This is a genomic window from Micromonospora sp. LH3U1, assembly GCF_028475105.1.
GTDB lineage: Bacteria > Actinomycetota > Actinomycetes > Mycobacteriales > Micromonosporaceae > Micromonospora.
In genome coordinates, this window is record NZ_CP116936.1 from 5,400,627 (window position 1) to 5,420,389 (window position 19,763).

The 19,763-nt window shown below is 73.3% G+C and carries 16 protein-coding genes; 6 read left to right on the forward strand and 10 right to left on the reverse strand.

What is annotated here, in order from left to right; all coding sequences use genetic code 11:
• A complete protein-coding gene (gene mptB, locus PCA76_RS24625; protein WP_442930155.1) occupies nt 1–1,410 on the reverse strand; it encodes a polyprenol phosphomannose-dependent alpha 1,6 mannosyltransferase MptB in 1,410 nt (469 codons plus the stop codon).
• 35 nt (nt 1,411–1,445) lie between these two features.
• Here mptB and PCA76_RS24630 point away from each other — a divergent pair, with 35 nt between their 5' ends.
• Nucleotides 1,446–3,017 (forward strand): hypothetical protein, encoded by a 1,572-nt coding sequence (locus tag PCA76_RS24630; RefSeq protein ID WP_272612816.1) that lies wholly within the window; start codon nt 1,446–1,448, stop codon nt 3,015–3,017.
• Nucleotides 3,018–3,022: 5 nt separating this feature from the next.
• On the opposite strand, the gene PCA76_RS24635 is transcribed toward PCA76_RS24630, so the two are convergent.
• On the reverse strand, nt 3,023–6,073 hold the full coding sequence (locus tag PCA76_RS24635) for a bifunctional [glutamine synthetase] adenylyltransferase/[glutamine synthetase]-adenylyl-L-tyrosine phosphorylase (RefSeq protein WP_272612817.1): 3,051 nt from the start codon (nt 6,071–6,073) through the stop codon (nt 3,023–3,025).
• Complete coding sequence (locus tag PCA76_RS24640) at nt 6,073–6,840, reverse strand: type 1 glutamine amidotransferase (RefSeq protein WP_184177285.1); 768 nt, start codon at nt 6,838–6,840, stop codon at nt 6,073–6,075. Before PCA76_RS24640 ends, PCA76_RS24635 begins: the two co-directional genes overlap by 1 nt.
• An 84-nt stretch (nt 6,841–6,924) precedes the next feature.
• Between PCA76_RS24640 and PCA76_RS24645 the strand changes: the two genes are divergently transcribed.
• Nucleotides 6,925–7,860, forward strand: coding sequence for a S66 peptidase family protein (locus PCA76_RS24645; RefSeq protein WP_272612818.1), 936 nt, complete (start codon nt 6,925–6,927; stop codon nt 7,858–7,860).
• A gap of 100 nt (nt 7,861–7,960) precedes the next feature.
• Here the strand turns inward: PCA76_RS24645 and PCA76_RS24650 are convergent, their stop codons facing one another.
• A complete protein-coding gene (locus PCA76_RS24650; RefSeq protein WP_272612819.1) occupies nt 7,961–8,869 on the reverse strand; it encodes a Vgb family protein in 909 nt (302 codons plus the stop codon).
• A gap of 185 nt (nt 8,870–9,054) precedes the next feature.
• Between PCA76_RS24650 and PCA76_RS24655 the strand changes: the two genes are divergently transcribed.
• Nucleotides 9,055–9,627, forward strand: a complete 573-nt coding sequence (locus PCA76_RS24655; RefSeq protein ID WP_272612820.1) for a hypothetical protein — start codon at nt 9,055–9,057, stop codon at nt 9,625–9,627.
• Between the two features lie 167 nt (nt 9,628–9,794).
• On the opposite strand, the gene PCA76_RS24660 is transcribed toward PCA76_RS24655, so the two are convergent.
• The 4 genes from PCA76_RS24660 to glnA form a co-directional block, all read right to left on the reverse strand.
• Complete coding sequence (locus PCA76_RS24660) at nt 9,795–10,172, reverse strand: VOC family protein (RefSeq protein ID WP_272612821.1); 378 nt, start codon at nt 10,170–10,172, stop codon at nt 9,795–9,797.
• Nucleotides 10,173–10,360: 188 nt separating this feature from the next.
• Nucleotides 10,361–11,053 carry a helix-turn-helix transcriptional regulator gene (locus PCA76_RS24665; RefSeq protein ID WP_272612822.1) on the reverse strand — a complete coding sequence of 231 codons (693 nt, stop codon included), beginning with the start codon at nt 11,051–11,053 and terminating at the stop codon, nt 10,361–10,363.
• A gap of 51 nt (nt 11,054–11,104) precedes the next feature.
• Nucleotides 11,105–11,530 carry a DUF350 domain-containing protein gene (locus tag PCA76_RS24670; RefSeq protein WP_272619588.1) on the reverse strand — a complete coding sequence of 142 codons (426 nt, stop codon included), beginning with the start codon at nt 11,528–11,530 and terminating at the stop codon, nt 11,105–11,107.
• Between the two features lie 90 nt (nt 11,531–11,620).
• Nucleotides 11,621–12,970, reverse strand: coding sequence for a type I glutamate--ammonia ligase (gene glnA, locus PCA76_RS24675; protein WP_272612823.1), 1,350 nt, complete (start codon nt 12,968–12,970; stop codon nt 11,621–11,623).
• Nucleotides 12,971–13,209: 239 nt separating this feature from the next.
• On the opposite strand from glnA, the gene PCA76_RS24680 reads away from it, so the two are divergent.
• Together PCA76_RS24680 and panB are read left to right on the forward strand one after the other, a co-directional pair.
• The gene (locus PCA76_RS24680; RefSeq protein ID WP_272612824.1) at nt 13,210–14,967 is read left to right on the forward strand and encodes an NAD+ synthase; all 1,758 of its coding nucleotides are present in this window, start codon (nt 13,210–13,212) and stop codon (nt 14,965–14,967) included.
• Nucleotides 14,968–15,141: 174 nt separating this feature from the next.
• Nucleotides 15,142–15,987, forward strand: a complete 846-nt coding sequence (gene panB, locus PCA76_RS24685; protein ID WP_272612825.1) for a 3-methyl-2-oxobutanoate hydroxymethyltransferase — start codon at nt 15,142–15,144, stop codon at nt 15,985–15,987.
• Nucleotides 15,988–16,088: 101 nt separating this feature from the next.
• Here the strand turns inward: panB and npdG are convergent, their stop codons facing one another.
• Both npdG and PCA76_RS24695 read right to left on the reverse strand, forming a co-directional pair.
• Nucleotides 16,089–16,787 carry an NADPH-dependent F420 reductase gene (gene npdG, locus PCA76_RS24690; RefSeq protein ID WP_272612826.1) on the reverse strand — a complete coding sequence of 233 codons (699 nt, stop codon included), beginning with the start codon at nt 16,785–16,787 and terminating at the stop codon, nt 16,089–16,091.
• 167 nt (nt 16,788–16,954) lie between these two features.
• Nucleotides 16,955–18,385 (reverse strand): RNB domain-containing ribonuclease, encoded by a 1,431-nt coding sequence (locus tag PCA76_RS24695; RefSeq protein ID WP_272612827.1) that lies wholly within the window; start codon nt 18,383–18,385, stop codon nt 16,955–16,957.
• A 144-nt stretch (nt 18,386–18,529) separates the two neighbouring features.
• On the opposite strand from PCA76_RS24695, the gene PCA76_RS24700 reads away from it, so the two are divergent.
• Nucleotides 18,530–19,684 (forward strand): hypothetical protein, encoded by a 1,155-nt coding sequence (locus tag PCA76_RS24700; RefSeq protein WP_272612828.1) that lies wholly within the window; start codon nt 18,530–18,532, stop codon nt 19,682–19,684.
• The last annotated feature ends 79 nt before the right edge of the window (nt 19,685–19,763 follow it).

Below are 19,763 nucleotides of genomic sequence, written 5' to 3' on the forward strand. Positions count from 1 at the left end.
TCAGTCGGCGGCGACCGGCTGACGGGCCGCCCGAGCCGACCGTATCAACCGGATGACCAGCACGATCACCAACAGCGTCATCAGTGGGGCCCCGACGGTCTTGGTGTAGCGGGGCAGCCCGGTGCCGTCGGGCAGCACCAGGAACGACGAGACCAGGGCGACCAGGCTGAACCACCCGGTCCGCCGGGCGGTGGCCGCCAGCACCGCGAGGGGCCAGATCCAGTACCAGGGGTGGAACAGTGGCGCGAGGGCGACCGTGGCGGCCAACGCCAGGGCGGCGTACCAGAGCGGCTCCCGGGTGCGGGCCCGCCACCAGAGCCAGACCAGCAGCAACGCCAGCACGGCCATGCCGATCCCCCGGGTGACCGGCAGCGCGTCGATGTTTCCGCCGAAGGGCACCGCGAGGTAGCCGATGGTCTGCCCGACGGCGGTGGACGGTGAGGTCCAGGCGATCACGTCGCCGCCTCGGGCCAGCCCGCCGACCCAGCCGAAGTCCAGCCCGGCCGCGAAGGTCACCCCGACCACGACGGCTACCGCGCCGCCGACCACCCATCCGCCGTACCGGAGCAGAGCCCGGATCGAGTATCCGCCGACGATCGCCGCCAGCGCCGCGAACGGGACCACGACCAGCGCCGTCACCTTGATCCCGGCGGCGAGGCCGAGCAGCGCGCCGCCGGCGAGCAGCGGTCCGGGGCGGCCGGGCCGGGAGGCGATCACCGCCAGCCCGGCGACCAGCAGGCCGACCATCAGTGCGTCGTTGTGCGCGCCGGAGACCAGGTGTACGGCGACCAGGGGGCAGCCGAGCGCCAACCAGATCGCCCGACCCGCGGGGACGCCGGTCCGCCGGGCCAGCACCGGCAGGCTGACCGCGGTCAGCGCGACCCCGGCCACCGCGATCACCCGGAACGCCACGATCGCGCCGGTGAGCGAGCCCGTGGCGGTGACCACCGCGCCGGAGAGCGCCACGAACAGCGGCCCGTACGGTGCCGGGGTGTCCCGCCAGATGTACGAGATGGTGTCCAGCCAGGGGCAGGGCAGTGCGGAGACGCCCTGCTCGTACGGGTTGATCCCGGCCGCGTAGCTGGCGCCCTGACAGGCGTACGCGTAGACGTCGCGGCTCGCCAGCGGCGGCGCGATCAGCACCGGCAGCAGCCAGAGCCCGACGGTGATCAGCGCCCAGCGGGTCGACGGCACCGTGTCGCGCAGCGACCACCAGGCGTAGGCCATCAGCGCGGTGCCGACCAGCCAGGCGGCGATGACCAGCGGCCCGTTCGGGCCCTGCCAGATGCTGACCGGGGTGGGGCGCAGGGGTGACCCGGGTAGGGCGCCGCCGAGGAACGCGGCGACGGCGAGCAGCGCCGAGCCCGCCAGTCCGATCCAACGCGCGAGGTGGTGAGGCACGCCGGACATGCTGCCAGTACGGTGGTCGCGGTACGGAGGTGGGCATGCGGCGCAGTCGGGTGGTGGCGATGGCCACCGGTTCCGCCGCCGTGCTCGGCGCGCTCTGGCTGGCTCTGCCGCTGATGGGCTCGGACCTCGCCGCGCAGGTCGCCCGGGCGGACTTCTTCGCCGCCCACGGTGCGGCGCCGGTGGATCTGCGCTGGTACGGCGGGGTGCAGCAGTTCGGCTACAGCTTGGTGTCGCAGCCGGTGATGGCGCTGCTCGGCGTACGGGTGACCGGTGCTCTGGCGCTGGTGGCGTCGGCAGCCGCGCTGGCCGCGCTGTTGACCCGCAGCGCAGTCCCCCGGCCGCTGCTGGGCAGCCTGGTCGGGGTGGTCACACTGGCCGGCAACCTGGTCTCCGGCCGGGTCACCTACGCCCTGGGTGTGGCGTTCGGGCTGGCGGCCCTCCTCGCGCTCGGTCGGGGCGTACCCCCGGGTCGACGGCTCGGGCTGGCCGCCCTCGCCGCGCTGCTGGCTTCGGCGACGAGCCCGGTGGCCGGCCTGTTCGTCGGTCTCGTGGGTGTCGCGTTGCTGCTCACCCGCCGGTACGCCGATGGTCTGGCGCTCGGGGTCGCGGCGGCCGTGCCGCTGGCCGCGACCGCGCTGCTCTTCGGCGACGGCGGCTGGATGAACATCAGTCGCACGGACACGCTGCGCGCGGTGCTGACAAGTCTGGTGGTGGCCGTACTCGTCGCGTACCGGCCGGTGCGGTTCGGCGCGCTGCTCTCCGCGGTGGGGGTGCTCACCGCCGCCCTGGTGCACACGCCGGTGGGGTTGAACGCCACCCGGCTGGTCACGATGTTCGCGCTGCCGCTGCTGGCCGCGGCTGCCTGCCCGCCGGCCTGGCTGGCCCGCCGGGCGGCACGAACGACCCGTTCCCGGCTGGTCGGCGGCGTCGGCCTGACCGCGCTGCTGGTGGCGGTCTGCGTCTGGCAACCGCCGGTGGTCCCCGCCGACCTGCGCGGCATCGGCGATCCGACCAGCGCGCCCGGCTACCACGCGCCGCTGAGGACGTTCCTGGCCGGGCAACGGCTCACCGGCCGGGTCGAGGTGCCGCCGACGCGCAACTACTGGGAGGCGGCCCGGCTCGGTGAGGTGCCGCTGGCCCGGGGTTGGCTGCGGCAGGCCGACATCGACCGCAACCCGCTGTTCTTCACGACCGTGCCCGGTGCCTCAGGCACCGGCGTATCGCTGAACCCGACCACCTACCGGGAGTGGCTGGCCGAGAACGCCGTGCAGTACGTGGCGCTGCCGGACGCCCCGCTGTCCTGGGTGGGGCGGGCCGAGGCGGAGCTGGTCGAGGGCGGCCTGCCGTACCTGACGCCGGTCTGGTCCGGCCCGCACTGGCGGGTCTGGGCGGTGCTCGACCCGACACCGCTGGTCGCCGCCCCCGCCGAGCTGGTCCGCGTCGACGGAGCGACGGTGACCTTCCGCGCCCCGAGCGGGGGCCCGGTGGCGGTCCGGGTCCGGCACAGTCGTTGGCTGACCGCGTCCGGTGGCGCCACCGTCGCCGCCGCCGGTGACTGGACCACCGTCACGGTCCCCCGCCCCGGCGAATACACGCTCGGCAGCTGACGCCCCTACGCCTCCAGCACGCGTTGCGCGGCGGCGCGCGAGCGGCGGGCGGTGCGCAGGTATTCGTCGAGGAACTCCCCCGGGTCGTCCCGGCCGAGCAGCCGGACCACGCCGGCCAGTTCCACCCCGTGCCGGGGCAGTTGGTCGCCGGCCCGGCCCCGGACCAGCATCAACGCGTTGCGGACCTGCGCGGCCAGGGACCAACCGGCGGCCATCTCCGCGGCGTCCGCCGGGTCGATCAGGCCGGCCCGCTCGGCGGCCGCGAGAGCGTCGAGGGTACGCGTGCCGCGTAGCTCCGGGACAGCACCCGCGTGTCGGAGCTGGACGAGCTGCACCGCCCACTCCACGTCGGCGAGCCCTCCGCGACCCAGCTTGGTGTGGGTGGCCGGGTCGGCGCCACGGGGCAGCCGCTCATTCTCCACCCGGGCCTTGATCCGCCGAATCTCGACGACCTGCTCGCGGGTCAACCCGTCGGCCGGGTAGCGCACCGGCTCGATCATCGCCTCGAACTCGGCGCCCAGGTCGGCGTCGCCGCAGACGAACCGGGCGCGCAGCAGCGCCTGCGCCTCCCACACCCGCGACCAGCGGGCGTAGTACTGCGCGTACGCGGCGAGGCTGCGGACCAGCGGACCCTGCCGGCCTTCCGGGCGCAGGTCGGCGTCGACGCCCAGTGGCGGATCGGGGGCGGGCACGCCGAGCAGTCGGCGCAGCTCCTCGGCGATCGCACGAGCGGCGGCGCTGGCGGCGCTCTCGCTCGCCCCGGCGGGCGGGTCGTAGACGAACAGCACGTCGGCGTCGGAGAGGTAGTTCGACTCGTACCCGCCGAGCCGTCCCATGCCGATCACCGCGAACCGCAGCCCGGGCATCACCGGCTGACTGGTCTGGGCGGCGCGCAACGCGGCGGCCAGGGTGGCATCGGTGACGTCGGCGAGCGCCGTACCGACCTCGGTGATGTCGGCCAGCCCGGGAGTGGGCCGGTTCGCGCCGTCCGGCCGGGTGGGGGTGGGGGTGGGCGCGAGCGCGCCCGCCCGGCAGAGCACGTCGGCGCAGGCCACCCGCACCAGCTCCCGACGTCGCAACGCGCGCACCGCGCGGGTGGCCTCGACCGGGTCGGTGTGCCGGGCCGCCGCCGCGAGGAACCCCTCCCGCAACACCTCGCGGGAGCGCGGCACCAGCTCGTTCTCCTCGGCCAGCAGCCGCAGCGCCTCCGGGTCGCGGGCGAGCAGGTCGGCGACGTACCGGGACAGGGCGAGGACCCGGGCCAGCCGACGGGCGACCGGGCCGCCGTCGCGCAGCAGCCGCAGATACCAGGGGGTGCTGCCCAGTTTGTCGGAGACCTTCCGGTAGTTGAGCAGCCCCCGGTCCGGCTCCGGCGCGTCGGCGAACTCGCTGAGCAGCACCGGCAGCAGGGTCCGCTGGATCGCCGCCGTGCGACTCACCCCGCCGGTGAGTGCCTGTAGGTGGCGCAACGCCCCGGCCGGGTCGGCGAAGCCGAGGATCTCCAACCGGTGCCGGGCCGCCTCCGGGGTGAGGCGCAGCCCGTCGGCCGGCACCCGGGCCACCGACTCCAGCAGCGGCCGGTAGAGCAGTTTGGCGTGCAGCCGGCGTACCTCGGCGGCGTGGGTGACCCACTCGGCCCGGAAGCTCTCCACGGCGCTGCGCCCCGGCGTTGCCGTGAAACCCAACGCGGCGGCGAGCCAGCGCAACGCGCCCGGCTCGGCGGGCACGGTGTGCGTACGACGCAGGCCCTGCAGTTGGAGCCGGTGCTCGACGCTGCGCAGGAAGCGGTAGCCGCGCAGCAGCGCCTCTCCGTCTGCCCGACCGACGTAGCCACCGGCGACGAGCGCGCGCAGCGCCGGGATGGTGCCGGGCGCGCGCAGCGTCTCGTCACCGCGGCCGTGCACGAGTTGCAGCAACTGGACGGCGAACTCGATGTCCCGCAGCCCGCCGGGGCCGCGCTTGATTTCGCGCTCCAACTCCTTCGGCGGGATGTGGTCGATGATCCGGCGCCGCATGGCGCGGACGTCCTCGACCGCCTCGGGCCGCTCGGCCGCCCGCCAGACCAGCGGCGCGAGCTCGTCGATCCACTCCTGGGCCAGCGGCAGGTCACCGGCGGCCGGGCGGGCCTTCAGCAGCGCCTGGAACTCCCAGGTGCGCGCCCACCGGCGGTAGTAGGCCAGGTGGCTGGCGAGGGTCCGCACCAGCGGGCCACGATTACCCTCGGGGCGCAGCGCGGCGTCCACCGGCCAGGCCACCAGCCCACAGATGTGGATCAGCCGGGTCGCCACCAGGGTCGCGGCGGACAGGTCGGCGTCCTCGGCGGCCACGAAGATGACGTCCACGTCGGAGACGTAGTTCAACTCGCCGCCGCCGCACTTGCCCATCGCCACGACCGCGAGCCGGGGCCGCTCGGTGCCCTCCGCCAGCTCCGCGACGGCGATCTCGTACGCCGCGGCCAGCGTCGCGTCGGCCAGCGCGGAGAGCGCGGCCATGGTCTGCTCCAGGCCGCGCCCGCCGGTCAGGTCGGCCGCCGCGATCCGCAGCAACGCCAACCGGTACGCGGTCCGCAGCACCGCCACCGGGTTGCCACCGTCGGTCGGCTCCAGCCGCCCCTCGGCGATCGGCGCGAGCCCGTCCGGGGCGGTACGCAGCGTCGAGGAGTGCTCGGGATGGGCCACCAGGTGATCGCCGAGGGCCGACGAGGCGCCGAGCACCGCGATCAGCCGCCGCCGCAGCCCCGGGTCGGTGTGCAGCTCCGCCAACAGCCCTGGCCCGGCGGTAACGCCGTCGGTGCGGCGTTCGGTGCCGCCGCTGGTGCGGCGTTCAGCCTCGACGATGCGGTGCAGCTGACGCAGCGCCAGATCCGGGTCGGCGGCCCGGGACAGGGCGGCGAGCAGTTCGGCGGCCACCTCGTCGACCGGCTCCTGCTCGACCGGCTGCCACAGGCGCAGCCCGTCCGGGCCGAGCAGGTCCGCGGCGCGCCCGCCGTCGTCGCCGTCGGCGGTGCCGAAGCCGTACCGGGCGAGTCGGCCCGGCGCCCTGCTCGGCCGGCTCATCAGTGCCCGAGCAACGGCAGGCCGCGCCGCGTCGTGCTGTCGTCCAGCTCGCCGAGGGCCAGCGCGGCGAACCGGGCGGCGAACGGCTGCCAGACCTCCTCGACGTCGGCCAGCACCGAGGCGCAGGCCGCGACGACCAGCTCCGGGTCGTAGCCCAGCTCGGCGAGCTGGGTCGAGTCGGTGGCCCAGTCGGCGATCATCGCGGCGTCGCACTCGATGTGGAACTGCAACCCCCATGCCCGGTCGCCGAGCCGGAACGCCTGGTGCGGGTAGCGGGTGGACGCGGCCAGCAGCGTGGCGCCCCGGGGCAGCTCGGTGATCTCGTCGGAGTGCCACTGGAGCACGTCCGGGATCAACGGCACGTACCGGAACAACGGGTCACCCTCGGCGGCGTCACGCCGGCCGACCACACCGGGGCCGATCTCCGGCCCGGACGGACTCCGCTCGACCAGCCCGGCGTGCGCGGTCGCGAGCAGCTGCGCGCCCAGGCAGACGGCCAGGGTGGGCACCCGGTACCGGACCGCCTTGCGCAGCAGGCCCTCCACGGCGGGGAACCAGGGTGCGCCGGGCGAGCCGTCCGGCAGCGGGTACGCCTGTTGGTCGCCGCCGAGCACCACCAGCGCCGCGTACCCCTCCAGGTCGGCGGGGAGCTCGTCGCCGGCGTGCGGGCGAACCACCCACAGCTCCAGCCCAGCCTCGGTCAGCCACTCACCCAGCCGGCGCGCATCGTCCGTCGGGTCGTTCTCGATCACCAGCGCGGTTGCCACCCGTCGAGGCTAGCCGGTGCACCACGTGGTGCCACGCCCCGCCACAGGCCCGCGCCGCCGTGGTGCTCGTTAGGCTCTGCGGTTGTGATCAGCGAGGACACCCCCGCCGTCCGCCCGCCCGTGCTGCGCCCGGGTGACACGGTGCTGCTGGTGTCGCCGTCGGGGCCGACCTCGCCGGAGCGGGTGGCCCGGGGCATGGAGTTGCTCATCGGTTGGGGTCTGCGGCCGGTGCCGGCCCCGAACGCGTACGCCCGCCACGGCTACCTCGCCGGCACCGACGAGCTGCGCGCCGCCGACCTGAACGCGGCGTTCGCCGACCCGAAGGTACGCGGGGTGATCTGCACCCGGGGCGGATACGGCGCCCAGCGGATCGTGGACGCCATCGACATGGCCGCCGTGCGCCGCGACCCCAAGGTGGTGGCCGGCTTCTCGGACATCACCGCGTTGCAGTTCGCATTGTGGCGGGGTGCCCGGCTGGCCGGGGTGCACGGCCCGGGGGCGGCCTGGCGGGACGAGCGGACCCCGCTGCGCTCCGCCGAGTCCCTGCACGCGGCGCTGATGACGACCGAGCCGGTGTCGGTCGCCGCGGTGCCCACCGAGGACACCTTCGGCGTACGCGTCCCGGGTCGCGCCACCGGCACCCTGCTCGGCGGCAACCTGTGCATGATCGCCGCGTCGATCGGTACGCCGGACCTGCCCGACCTGACCGGTGCGGTGCTGTTGATCGAGGACGTGCAGGAGCCCCCGTACAAGGTCGATCGGATGCTCACCCACCTGCGCCGGGCCGGAGCGCTGGACGGGCTGGCCGGGGTGGCGGTCGGGCAGTTCACCAACTGCGGCGACGGCTGGGACACCACGATCGCCGACGTACTCACCGAACGCCTGGGCGACCTGGGCGTACCGGTGCTCGGCGGCCTGCCGATCGGTCACGGCCCCAACCAGCTAACCGTCCCGGTAGGCACCCAAGCCACCCTGGACACCACCACCGCCACCCTCTCCGTAACCCCAGCCGTCCGGTAACCCCAGCCGTCCGGTGCCCCCCCCCCCCCGCCGTCCGGTGCCCCCGGTGATCAAGAGGTTTGCGTCATTCCCGGGCGGGATCCTGACGCAAACCTCTTGATCAACTAGCCGGGGTGGGGGTGAGGGTGGGGGTGAGGCGGGCGACTGGGCCGATCTCCAGGGCGGCCCAGACCACACCGTCGGGGGCGACCGTGATGCCGTGCGGCTCGGCGGCCGGGGTGGGCAGGTCGTAGCCGTCGATCCGTCCGGCGTGGTCGAGGTGGCCGATCCGGTTGGCACCCCACTCGGTGAACCAGGCGCCGCCGGCCGGGTCGGCCACGATCGCGTGCGGGCGGGCCGCCCGGTCCGGTAACGGGAACTCGGCCACCTCGCCGTCCGAGGTGATCCGGCCGAGCTGACCGGCGGCGATTTCCACGAACCAGAGCGCGCCGTCACCGCCGAGGGTGATGCCGACCGGGCCGGCGCTCTCGGTGGGCAGCGGGTGCAGGGTCACCGCGCCGGCGAGGTCGATCCGACCGATCGCGTTCGCCTGGTTGAGGGTGAACCAGAGCGCCTGGTCCGGGCCCGCGGTGATCATCGAGGGCATACCGCCGGTCACCGGCAGCGGGAACGCGGTGACCGCGCCGTCGGTGTCCACCCGGCCGATCGTGTCGGAGGTCATTCCGGCGTACCAGAGTGCGCCGTCGGGGCCGACCGCGATGCCGCCCGGCCCGGTGCCGGCCGGCAGGGCGACCGTTCGCTGTTCGCCGTCGACGCTGATCCGGCCGATCCGGTCGTCCCCGGAGCGGGTGAACCAGAGGGCGCCGTCCGGTCCGCTGGTGATGATCAGCGGTCGGCCGCCGGCCGGATCCAGCGGGTAGGTCCGCACCGCGCCGTCGGGAGCCAACCGGGCGATCGCACCGGCGTGGACCAGCGTCAGCCAGAGCGCGCCGTCGGGGCCGACCGTGACGCCGTACGGACCGGCGCCCGCTGCGGCGAGCGGGATCTCACGAATCTCGGCGGTTGTCACGAGGCGTGATCCTTTCGTCGGGGGGTTTTCCACCCTGCCCGCACAAACGACGACGTTGCAACCGGTTTGTCCGGCTGCCGGTCTGGAATTGTCAGCCCGCTGACAGGGTCGCCATGGGCTCCACCCAGACTTCCCGGTCACTGTCGGTGACGTCATCGCAGCACCAACGACAACCTGGAGGACCGATGTTCCGCACGATGTCGAAGAAGCACCTGCTGGCCAGCGTGGCTGCCGCCGGTGTGCTCGGCGTGGGGATCGCCGCCCCCACGATGGCGTTCGCCGCTGACGGGGGCACCCCGACGCCGAGCGCCAGCAGCAGCGAGCAGCCGCAGCAGCAGGACCGGCAGACCGACAAGAAGGGCGACCGGCAGGGCGAGTTCGCCGAGTCGCTCGCCAAGGAGTTGGGCGTTCCCACCGAGAAGGTGACCGCCGCGCTGGAGAAGCTGCGTGAGCAGCACAAGCCGGCCGACCGGCCGGAGCGCCCGTCCGCCGAGGACCGCCAGGCCGCCCTCAAGGAGCGGCTGGACCAGGCGGTCAAGGACGGCAAGATCACTCAGGAGCAGGCCGACGCCATCACCGCTGCCAGCGAGGCCGGCGTCCTCACCGGCCCGGGCGGCAAGGGTGGCCCGGGTGAGAAGGGTGGCCCCGGTCACAAGGGTGGCCCGGGTGGCCACGCTGACAAGGGTGGCGCCGACGGTCAGGGTGCCCCGCAGGGCTCCGACCAGCAGGACGCTCCCGAGGCCACGCCCAGCGAGTGACCCACGGCGGTCCCGCCCCGGCGGATCCGCTTGATCCACTCCGTTCCGCGCGATGGGGCGGTGTCCACGACATGTGGGCACCGCCCCATCCGTCGTCTGGAGTCGATCAGACCGGGATGAGCGGCGGCCACCGATCCCCACCGAGACGCGGCGGTCCGTCGTCCCCGTCAGCCCTGGGTGGGTGGCGGCGTGAACACGCCCAGGTGATTCCCGGCCGGATCGAGCAGGTGGGCGAGCGTGAGCCCGCTCGGCGCGGTGCGTACCGGCACCAGCACCTTGCCGCCGGCCGCCTCGGCCCGGCGGCAGGTCTCTGCCACGTCGGCGACTTCCGCGTAGAACACCGCGTAATTGGGCGACGTCCCGTCGGTGCCCCGGATCGCTCCACCGATCCCGGTGTCGCCACCGGCCCCGGTGACGCGGTAGGACCCGCCGTTGGCCGAGCCCTGCTCCTCGAAGGTCCAGCCGAACAGCTCGCCGTAGAACCGTTCCGCCTCGTCCGGCTGGTTGGTGCCGATCTCGAACCAGGTGATGGGCGTCGTGGACATCTGCTGCCTCCAGAGTTTCCCCGGCCGGTCGTTCGGCCGTCGTCTGGAGCAGTCTCGGGGTCGTCCGCGACACCGTCCTGTCGGTGTTTCCGGATTACCTGACGGGGTCGGTGCCGGCAGGCCCAGGGCCGACAAGGCCCGGCCCAGGGCCGACACGCCCCGGCCCGGGGCCGTCGCACCGGTGCGGCTCAGACCAGGCTCAGCGGCCGCACCCGCTCGGCCGGGATGTCGAGATCCGTCGGGCGGAACTCCCGGACCACCACGTCGGGCAGCGCCTGGACGCTCTGGATCCGGTCGGTACGAAAGCACCGCAGCTCGTCGCGGAGCCGGCACCAGGCGAGCAGGTACCAGTGTCGTGGGTTGCCGAGGTAGCCGAGCGGCTCGACGTCACGAACCGAGTCGGTGCCGGCGCGGTCGGCGTACCGGATGCGCAGCACCCGCCGCGCGGCGACCGCGTCGGCGACGGTGGCCGGGACGGGCGTGGCCGGCCCGTCGCCGACCAGGTGCACGCGGCCGGCGAGCCGGTGCGCCTCGGCGGCGTCGGCGGCCGGCAGCACGGCCACCAGTTTGCGCAGCGCGGTGGCACCCGGCCCGGCGAACGGCGTGCCGGCGAGCCGATGCAACGCGACGGCCATCGCCACCGCCTCGGCGGCGGTCAGGTTGACCGGCGGCAGGGTGCGGGCGCGGTCCAGCACGTAGCCGCCGGTGCGCCCGGACTCGGCCCAGATCGGCACGCCGGACTCCTGTAACGCGCCGAGGTCCCGTTCGATGGTCCGACTGCTCACCTCGAAGCGCGCGGCCAGCCAGCGGGCGCTGCGCGGCCGTGGCGACACCGCCCGCAACTCCTCGACCAGCGCGTAGAGACGGTCCGTGCGGTTCATGCCCGGCACGCTACGGCCGGGGTACGACGGACCGGGGTGCGACGAGCGCGCTCAGGCGATGCAGGCGCAGACGATCAGCGCGGCACCGAAGTGGGTGGCGGCGCTCACCCGGGCCGCCGGGTGCGGCTCGGGCGAGCAGATGACCTCGCCGAGCTTGCCCGGGGTGAGCAGGTCCAGCACCACAAAGGCCAGCGCCATGATGGCCAACCCGACCAGCCCGAACACCACGGTGGAGGCGAGCCCTCTGCCGAAGTCGCTGTAGCTGGTCAGGATCGCGGTGAACACGATCCCGGCGATGCCGAGCTGGTTGGCGGCGAGCAGCAGCCCCGCGTTGGCGTTGCGGTCCACCCAGATCAGGTCCCGCAACCGGCCCGGGGTCAGCAGGTCGACCAACCCGAACCCGGCCGCCATGAGCCCGACGCCCACGATCCCGAACACGACGCTCTGCCAGGCACCGCTGAGCAGATCCTCCAGCACCGACTTGCCTCCCGACTCTCCGCCCGGAGGGGGTACCGGCGCGGTGATCGAGACGATAGCGGCAGCGCGCAACCGCGTCAGCCCCTGCGGCTACAGCGCCAGGTAGCGCTGCCGCTCGTACGGGGTGACCTCGCGGCGGTACTGCTCCCACTCGGCCCGCTTGTTGCGCAGGAAGAAGTCGAAGACGTGCTCGCCGAGCACCTCGGCGACAAGTTCGGAACCGGACATCACGTCGATCGCCTCGGCGAGGTTCTCCGGCAGCGCTTCGTAGCCCATGGCGCGTCGCTCGGCGCTGGTCAGCGACCAGACGTCGTCCTCGGCACCCGGCGGCAGCTCGTACCCCTCCTCGATGCCCTTCATGCCGGCGCCGAGCAGCACCGCGAAGGCGAGGTACGGGTTGGCCGCCGAGTCCAGTGAACGGACCTCGACCCGGGCCGAGTTGGGCTTGCCGTAGGCGGGAACCCGGACCAGCGCGGACCGGTTCAGGTGACCCCAGCAGACGTACGCCGGGCTCTCGGTGATCCGGTCCGGCAGGGCCTGCGGGAAGAGCCGCTTGTACGAGTTGACCCACTGGTTGGTGACCGCGGTGTATTCCCGAGCGTGCACCAGCAGGCCGGCGATGAACGACTTCGCCACCTTGGAGAGCTTCATCGGGTCGCCGCCGTCGTGGAAGGCGTTGCGCTCCCCCTCGAACAGCGACAGGTGGGTGTGCATCCCGCTGCCCGGCTGGTCGGTGAACGGCTTCGGCATGAAGCTGGCCTGCACTCCGGTGGAGAGCGCGACCTCCTTGACCACGTGCCGGAAGGTCATGATGTTGTCGGCGGTGGTCAGCGCGTCGGCGTAGCGCAGGTCGATCTCCTGCTGGCCGGGTGCGACCTCGTGGTGGCTGAACTCCACCGAGATGCCGATCCGCTCCAGCGCGAGCACGCCCTGGCGGCGAAAGTCCCGAGCCACGGCGTGCGTGGTGTGCTCGAAGTAGCCGCCGGTGTCGACCGGGGTGGGCACCGAGCCGTCCTGCGGACCGTTCTCCAGCAGGAAGAATTCGATTTCGGGGTGGGTGTAGAAGGTGAAGCCCTTTTCGGCGGCCTTGGACAGCGCGCGGCGCAGCACGTGCCGGGGGTCGGCCCAGGAGGGACCGCCGTCGGGCAGCAGGATGTCGCAGAACATCCGGGCGCTCTCGCCGCTGACCCCGCCCTCGAAGGGAAAGACCTGGAAGGTGGTCGGGTCGGGCATGGCCACCATGTCCGATTCGAAGACCCGGGCGAAGCCCTCGATGGCCGAGCCGTCGAAGCCGATGCCCTCCTCGAAGGCCGCCTCCAACTCGGCGGGCGCCACCGACACGCTCTTGAGCGTGCCCAGCACGTCGGTGAACCACAGCCGGACGAACCGGATGTCCCGCTCTTCCAGCGTCCGGAGGACGAACTCCTGCTGACGGTCCACTTCCCCAACCCCTCGCGACACTCTTCTGTCCGCCTTGGCCGGGCTGCGCCCGACCTGATCGCCCAGTGTTCCCGGGCCTGGTTACGCAGACGTTACGCGAACTCCCGCCGGCCGTCCCCTCGCGTCCCGCCCCGCGAGCGCGTGCCCCTGCCACCCGACGAACGCCTGCCACCGCAGCGTGGCGGCCATCTCGTCCGAGGGTACGGATTCTCCCGAGGAGGCTGGGGCAAGATGAGGACATGCCCACCCTGCGTCTCGCCCTGTCCCAGGTCAATCCGAGCGTCGGCGACCTCGCCGGAAACGCCGACCTGGTCCGCAGCTGGACTCGCCAGGCCGCCGATGCCGGTGCCCAGTTGGTGCTCTTCCCGGAGATGATGGTGACCGGGTACCCGGTCGAGGACCTGGTCTTCCGGCGCTCCTTCGTCGCCGGGTCCCGGGCCGCCGTGGAGCGGCTCGCGGCCGACCTCGCCGCGGACGGCCTCGGCGACCTGCCGGTCGTGGTCGGCTACCTGGACGCCGACGGACCGCCGCAGGTCAGCGGGGATGCCGAGCCCGGCCGGGGCGCCCGTAACGCCGCCGCGCTGCTGCACCGGGGCGCCGTGGCCGCCCGCTACTTCAAGCACCACCTGCCCAACTACGGTGTCTTCGACGAGGATCGCTACTTCGTCCCCGGTGACGCCCTGACCGTGGTGCGGATCGGCGGGGTGGACGTCGCGCTCACCATCTGCGAGGACCTGTGGCAGGCCGGCGGTCCGTTCGCCGCCGCCCGGCAGGCCGGCGTCGGCCTGGTGGTCAACATCAACGGTTCGCCGTACGAGCTGAACAAGGACGACGTCCGGCTGCCGCTGGTCCGCCGCCGGGCCGCCGAGGCGAACGCGGCCATCGCGTACGTCAACATGATCGGCGGCCAGGACGAGCTGGTCTTCGAGGGCGACTCGATGATCGTCACCGCCGACGGCGAGCTGCTCACCCGCGCCCCGCAGTTCGTCGAACACCTGCTCGTGCACGACGTCGAGCTGCCGGCCGCCACCACACCGCCGACCACGGAGGCCGTCGCGGACGGCATGCGGGTCGTGCGCAGCACACTGGACGGCATTCCCCCCACGCCGTCCGGCCCGGCCGCCAACGGCGGGCTGATCGAGCCGGTGGCCGACGAGGCCGAGGTGTGGCAGGCACTGGTGCTCGGCCTGCGCGACTACGTCAACAAGAACCGGTTCCCGTCGGTGGTGCTCGGTCTCTCCGGCGGCATCGACTCGGCGGTGGTGGCCGCGCTGGCCGTCGACGCCCTGGGGCCGGACCGGGTGGTCGGGGTGTCGCTGCCCAGCCAGCACTCCTCCGAGCACTCGCGGGAGGACGCCGCCGACATGGCCAAGCGCACCGGCCTGGATTACCGCGTCGAGCCGATCCAGCCGATGGTGGACGGCTTCCTGGCCAACCTGTCGCTGTCCGGGGTGGCCGTGGAGAACCTGCAGGCCCGGGTTCGTGGCGTGATCCTGATGGCGCTGTCGAACCAGGAGGGCCACCTGGTGCTGACCACCGGCAACAAGAGCGAGCTGGCGGTCGGCTACTCCACCCTGTACGGCGACTCGGTGGGCGGCTTCAACCCCGTCAAGGACGTCTGGAAGACGCTGATCTGGCGGCTCGCGAAGTGGCGCAACACGGACGCTGCCCGGCGTGGTGAGACCGCCCCGATCCCGGAGAACTCCATCGGCAAGCCGCCGAGCGCCGAGCTGAGCCCGGGCCAACTGGACAGCGACAGTCTGCCCGAGTACGACGTACTGGACCCGATCCTGATCGGCTACGTCGACGGTGACCTCGGCCGCGACGGGCTGGTCGAGTCGGGTCACGACCCGGCAGTGGTGGACAAGGTGCTGCGGCTGGTGGATACCGCCGAGTACAAGCGACGGCAGTCGGCACCGGGCACGAAGATCTCCATGAAGGCGTTCGGCCGGGACCGCCGTCTGCCGATCACCAACCGGTGGCGCGAGCACGGCTGAGCCGTACACCTGGGGGTGCCGGGTCGGTGGCGCGGCCCGGCACCGTCTCGCGGCGGCCTCGCCGGGGGTGGAGTGACATCTTGCACTGGGCCCTGCCGTCACCCCGTCTCGCGGTGCGACGATCGCGACAGAACCCGGGGACCGCGCAGGCGGCCTCGAGGAAGGGAGACAGAGATGGTGGAGTCCACTCCGAACGAGGTGACCGCGTTGTACGGCGGCCCGGCCACCCGACGGGTCCGCACCCGCGACCTGATCGCCGCCAAGGAGCGCGGCGAACGGTGGCCGATGCTCACGTCGTACGACCAGTACACGGCGTCGATCTTCGACCAGGCCGGCGTCCCGGTGCTGCTGGTCGGCGACTCGGCCGCGAACAACGTGTTCGGCTACGAGACGACCCTGCCGGTGACCGCCGACGAGTTGCTCCCGCTGGTGCGAGCCGTGGTGCGGGCGACCCGGCAGGCCCTGGTCGTCGGTGACCTGCCGTTCGGCTCGTACGAGGAGGGCCCGGCCCAGGCGCTGCGCACCGCCGTCCGGTTCATGAAGGAGGGCGGCTGCCACGCGGTGAAACTGGAGGGCGGCCGCCGTTGCGCCGCGCAGATCGCCGCGATCGTCGGTGCCGGCATTCCGGTGATGGCGCACATCGGCTTCACCCCGCAGAGCGAGCACACCCTGGGCGGTTACCGCGTGCAGGGCCGGGGCGACACGGCCGACGAGGTGCTCGCCGACGCGCGGGCGGTGACGGAGGCGGGCGCGTTCGCGGTGGTGCTGGAAATGGTGCCCGGCGAGGTGGCCAAGCGCATCACCCACGAACTGCCGATCCCCACGGTGGGCATCGGCGCCGGCCCGGACACCGACGCGCAGGTGCTGGTCTGGCAGGACATGGCCGGGCTGCGTACCGGTAAGGCGCCACGCTTCGTCAAGCGGTACGCGGACCTGGCCGGTGCCCTCACCGACGCCACCCGTCGTTTCGCCGACGAGGTCAGGGACGGCGAATTCCCGGCCGCCGAACACACCTTCTAGTACGCAGAGCAGCTTGATCGACTCGGTCTTGCCAATATCGGGGTGTCCCAGTGCCAGGGACACCCCGATATCAAGGAAACGGAGTCGATCAGCGGACCTGATCAGAGGTCGGTGACGCGGATGCCGGCGTGTGCCTTGTAGCGCTTGTTGATGGCGATCAGGTTGGCGGTGAACGCCTCGATCTGGTGGGCGTTGCGCAACCGTCCGGCGTAGATGCCGCGCATCCCGGGGATCCGGGCGGCGAGCGCGCCGACCACGTCGACCAGCTCGCGGTCCTCGGTGCAGATCAGCACGTCCAGGTCGATCCGGTCGACTTCGGGGTCGGCCAGCAGCGGCGCACTGACGTGGTTGAACGCCGCGCAGACCCGGGAGTCGGGCAGCAACGCGGCGGCCTGCTGGACGGCGCTGCCTTCGGCGACGGTCAGCGCGTACGGGCCCTGCTTGTCGAAGCCGAGCGGGTTGACGCAGTCGACGACGATCCGGCCGGCGAGCGGCTCGGCGAGGGCGGCGACGGTGGCCGCGTGCCCATCCCACGGCACCGCGATGATGACCACGTCGCTGCGTCGGGCCACCTCATCGTTGGCAGCACCGGTGACGCTGCCGTCGGCCGGCACCCCGGGCAGGGCGGCGATCTCAGCCGCGGACTCGGCGGCCCGCTCAGCGGACCGGGAGCCGATCAGCACCGTCTGCCCGGCCCGCGCGAACCGGTAGGCGAGGCCCCGCCCCTGGTCGCCGGTGCCTCCGATGATGCCGACCGTCAGCCCGGACACGTCGGGCAGCGTGCTCGCGTCGTATGCCATGGGTTCATCCTCGCAAACCGCCCGGCCGGCAGCAGCGCCGAGCGCTGTGACAATCCCCGCTGCCGCCGGCTGACCGCGCGCCCATCAGCGAGGAACCGGCAGCCGGTGCGGCGGACCACAACCCGCAGAGAGCCAGAACGCGCAGCAGACCAGAGCCGGTCGTTGCGTCAGGCCAGCTCGAACAGGACCGTGCGGGCCGTCGGGTCGGCGGTGACGAGTCGGACCCGGACCCGTTCGCCGAGCGGGAGTTGGCCGAGGCAGCGGCCGCGTACCGGCGGGGCGTCCAGTGCGACGGTGCCGCCGGGCGGTCGGGGGCGGGACCGGCCGTTGGGCGGGGCGTCGACGTCGAGCACGGCCGCGTCGAAGGTCTCGCCCACCCGGTCCGCCAGCAGCACCGCCTCGGCCAGCTCGACGGCACCCCTCGCGGCCGCCGAGGCGGTCCGGTCGGTGCTCGCCATCACCTCGGGCAGCCGGGGCAGCGCGGAGCGGGCCCAGTCGGGCACCGGCTGGCCCGCGTACAGGGCCAGGCATACCTCGGTGGCATACCGGTCGGCCAGGCGCCGCAACGGCGCCGTGACGTGGGCGTACGCGGCCGCCACGCCACCGTGCTCCGGTTGCTCCGGCGTCGTCCCGTCGAAGGCGGTGTACGCGGCGCCGCGCATCAGCTCGGCGGCCTGGTCGATGAACGCGGCGGCGCGCGGCTGGGCGGCGTCCAGACCGGCGATCACCTGACCCGGGCCGACATCGTCCGGCCAGTGCACGCCCAGCGGCGCGGCGGCGGCCCGTAGTCGCTGCACCGCCTCCGGTTTCGGCGCCGGCATCGTACGCAGCACGCCGATCCCGCCGGCCAGCATGATGTCGGCGGCGGCCATCCCGGTCAGCAGGGAGATCTGGGCGTTGTATTCCTCCATCGGCACCGGCGCGCGCAGCACCAGCCGCCAGCCCTCGCCGTCGGGCTCCAGATCCTGCTCGGGCAGCGGCAGGTTGATGGCTCCGCGCCGCAACCCTCGGGCGGTCAGTCGGTCGCCGATCTCGGGCAGCAGCGCGATCGGGTCGGGTAGCCGCCCGGCGCCGGCTGCCGCCTGCACGCCGGTGTAGTCGAGTTTGGCCCGGCTACGGACCAGGGCGCGTTCCAGCTCGACGGCCACCGTGGCACCGTCGGCGTCCAGGTCGATGGTCCAGATCACGGCGGCCCGGTCGTCGTCGGGCAGCAGACTGGCAGCGCCCTCACTGAGCGTCCGTGGATGCAGCGGCACGTTCCCGTCGGGCAGGTAGATGGTCTGCCCTCGCCGCCAGGTCTCCGCCTCCAGCGCGCCGCCCGGAGTCACGTGCGCCGCGACGTCGGCGATCGCGTAAAGCACCCGGTAACCCCCACCTGGGCGGCGGGCGAGGTGCATCGCCTGGTCCAGGTCGCGGGAGCTGGCCGGGTCAACCGTGACGAACGGTACGTCGGTGCGGTCGACGGGCGGCTGCGGCAGTGCCGCAGCCGCCTCGTCGGCCTCACGCTGGGCGTCGGTCGGGAAATCCTCGGACAGGCCGAGCTCGCGGCGCAGAGCGCCGAAGTCGATGCGGGGCGCGAGTACGCGTCGGATGACCACGGGGTCAATCCTGACAGTGCCGCGGGTGATCCGCTTCCGGTGACCGGCCGAGAAATCCGCCCGACCCACCACCCGGACGGGCCGGCGTGACCCGCCCTCTCAGCCGGTCGCCTTTCGAGCGGCGCTGCGCGCACCCCGGGGGCGGTGGCCCGTGCGGCGACCGGGCGGGCCGGCGACTTGCGGGCGGTCACCTTGCGGGCCGGGGCCTTGGCCGCGACGGTCTTCTTCGCCGGGGCCTTCTTCGCGGCGGCCTTGCGCGCGGTGGTCGACGAGGTGCCCGTCACCTTCGCGGCCGGGGCCTTCTTCGCGGCGGCCTTGCGGACACCGCCGCTGGGGCGGGTGGACGCGGTCTTCTTCGCCGTCGTCTTCTTCGCCGGTGCCTTCTTGGCCGGTGCCTTCTTGGCGGTCGTCTTCGTCGCGGCCGTCTTCTTCACCGCTGTCTTCTTGACGGGGGACGTCCTGGTCGCGGTCTTGCGCGCTGGCGCCTTCGCCGCGGCAGTGGTCTTCTTCGCCGCCGAGGTCGTGGTCTTCTTGGCCGCGCTCACTGTCTTCTTCGCCGTACCGGTGGTCTTCTTCGCGGCGGCGGTGGTCTTCTTCGCGGCGGACGCCGGGGTCCGCTTGGCGCTGGCGGTCGTCTTGCGGGTGGCGGCCGAGGTCTTCGCCGGCGCCTTCTTGGCCGCGGTGGACGCCTTGGTGGTGGCCTTGGTCGTCGCCTTCTTCGCGGGGGCCTTCGTGGCCGCCGTGGTGGTCTTCTTCGCCGGGGCGCGCCCCGCGCCGCCGGCGGCCTTCCTGGCCGGGGCCTTCGCCGCAGCCGCAGCCGCAGTGGACTTGCGGACGGGGGTGGTCCGGCTCGCCGCAGTGTTCCGCTCCGCCGCGGCGGTCTTCTTCGCGGTGGTGCGTCGGGCGGCCGGGCGGGTGGTGGCCTGCTGTGTCTCGGCCATCGTGGTTCCCTCCTTGGGGACGTGCTCTCGCGTGCGTCCTCGCGGAGCACGAAATACCTCGGCGCGGGCCGTCCCGCGCCGCCTACTTGTCCTCCCCGGCCCAACGAGCGTCCTCGGCATCCCACGCCTCGTTCCGCTCCTGCACTCGCTGCAGGGCGTTCTCCGCGTCGGCCGCCGAGTCGTACGGGCCGAGAACGTGCTTCGCCGGGCACACGTTGGCGTCCGTCTCGACCCGGTGGTGCCGGGTGCACCAGTAGAACTGCCCACTACGTCCGCTGTCGCTCATGGGAATCACTGTGCACCGCGAACCGACCGGCCGCCACCGGATCGCACAAGTCGCCGACCCTCTCCACAGTAGAGCTGGTTACGGCGTCCCGGGCCGGAACACCAAAAGAAGCCCAGGTCGGGATACTTCGCTCGCCAGCCGTCGGCTGCAC

What these genes read in the sequence shown, in the direction of transcription:
- mptB (WP_442930155.1), bottom strand. Translation starts at nt 1,410, where the DNA reads ATGTCCGGCGTGCCTCACCACCTCGCGCGTTGGATCGGACTGGCGGGC.
- PCA76_RS24630 (WP_272612816.1), top strand. Translation starts at nt 1,446, where the DNA reads ATGCGGCGCAGTCGGGTGGTGGCGATGGCCACCGGTTCCGCCGCCGTG.
- PCA76_RS24635 (WP_272612817.1), bottom strand. Translation starts at nt 6,073, where the DNA reads ATGAGCCGGCCGAGCAGGGCGCCGGGCCGACTCGCCCGGTACGGCTTC.
- PCA76_RS24655 (WP_272612820.1), top strand. Translation starts at nt 9,055, where the DNA reads ATGTTCCGCACGATGTCGAAGAAGCACCTGCTGGCCAGCGTGGCTGCC.
- PCA76_RS24660 (WP_272612821.1), bottom strand. Translation starts at nt 10,172, where the DNA reads ATGTCCACGACGCCCATCACCTGGTTCGAGATCGGCACCAACCAGCCG.
- PCA76_RS24665 (WP_272612822.1), bottom strand. Translation starts at nt 11,053, where the DNA reads ATGAACCGCACGGACCGTCTCTACGCGCTGGTCGAGGAGTTGCGGGCG.
- PCA76_RS24680 (WP_272612824.1), top strand. Translation starts at nt 13,210, where the DNA reads ATGCCCACCCTGCGTCTCGCCCTGTCCCAGGTCAATCCGAGCGTCGGC.
- panB (WP_272612825.1), top strand. Translation starts at nt 15,142, where the DNA reads ATGGTGGAGTCCACTCCGAACGAGGTGACCGCGTTGTACGGCGGCCCG.
- npdG (WP_272612826.1), bottom strand. Translation starts at nt 16,787, where the DNA reads ATGGCATACGACGCGAGCACGCTGCCCGACGTGTCCGGGCTGACGGTC.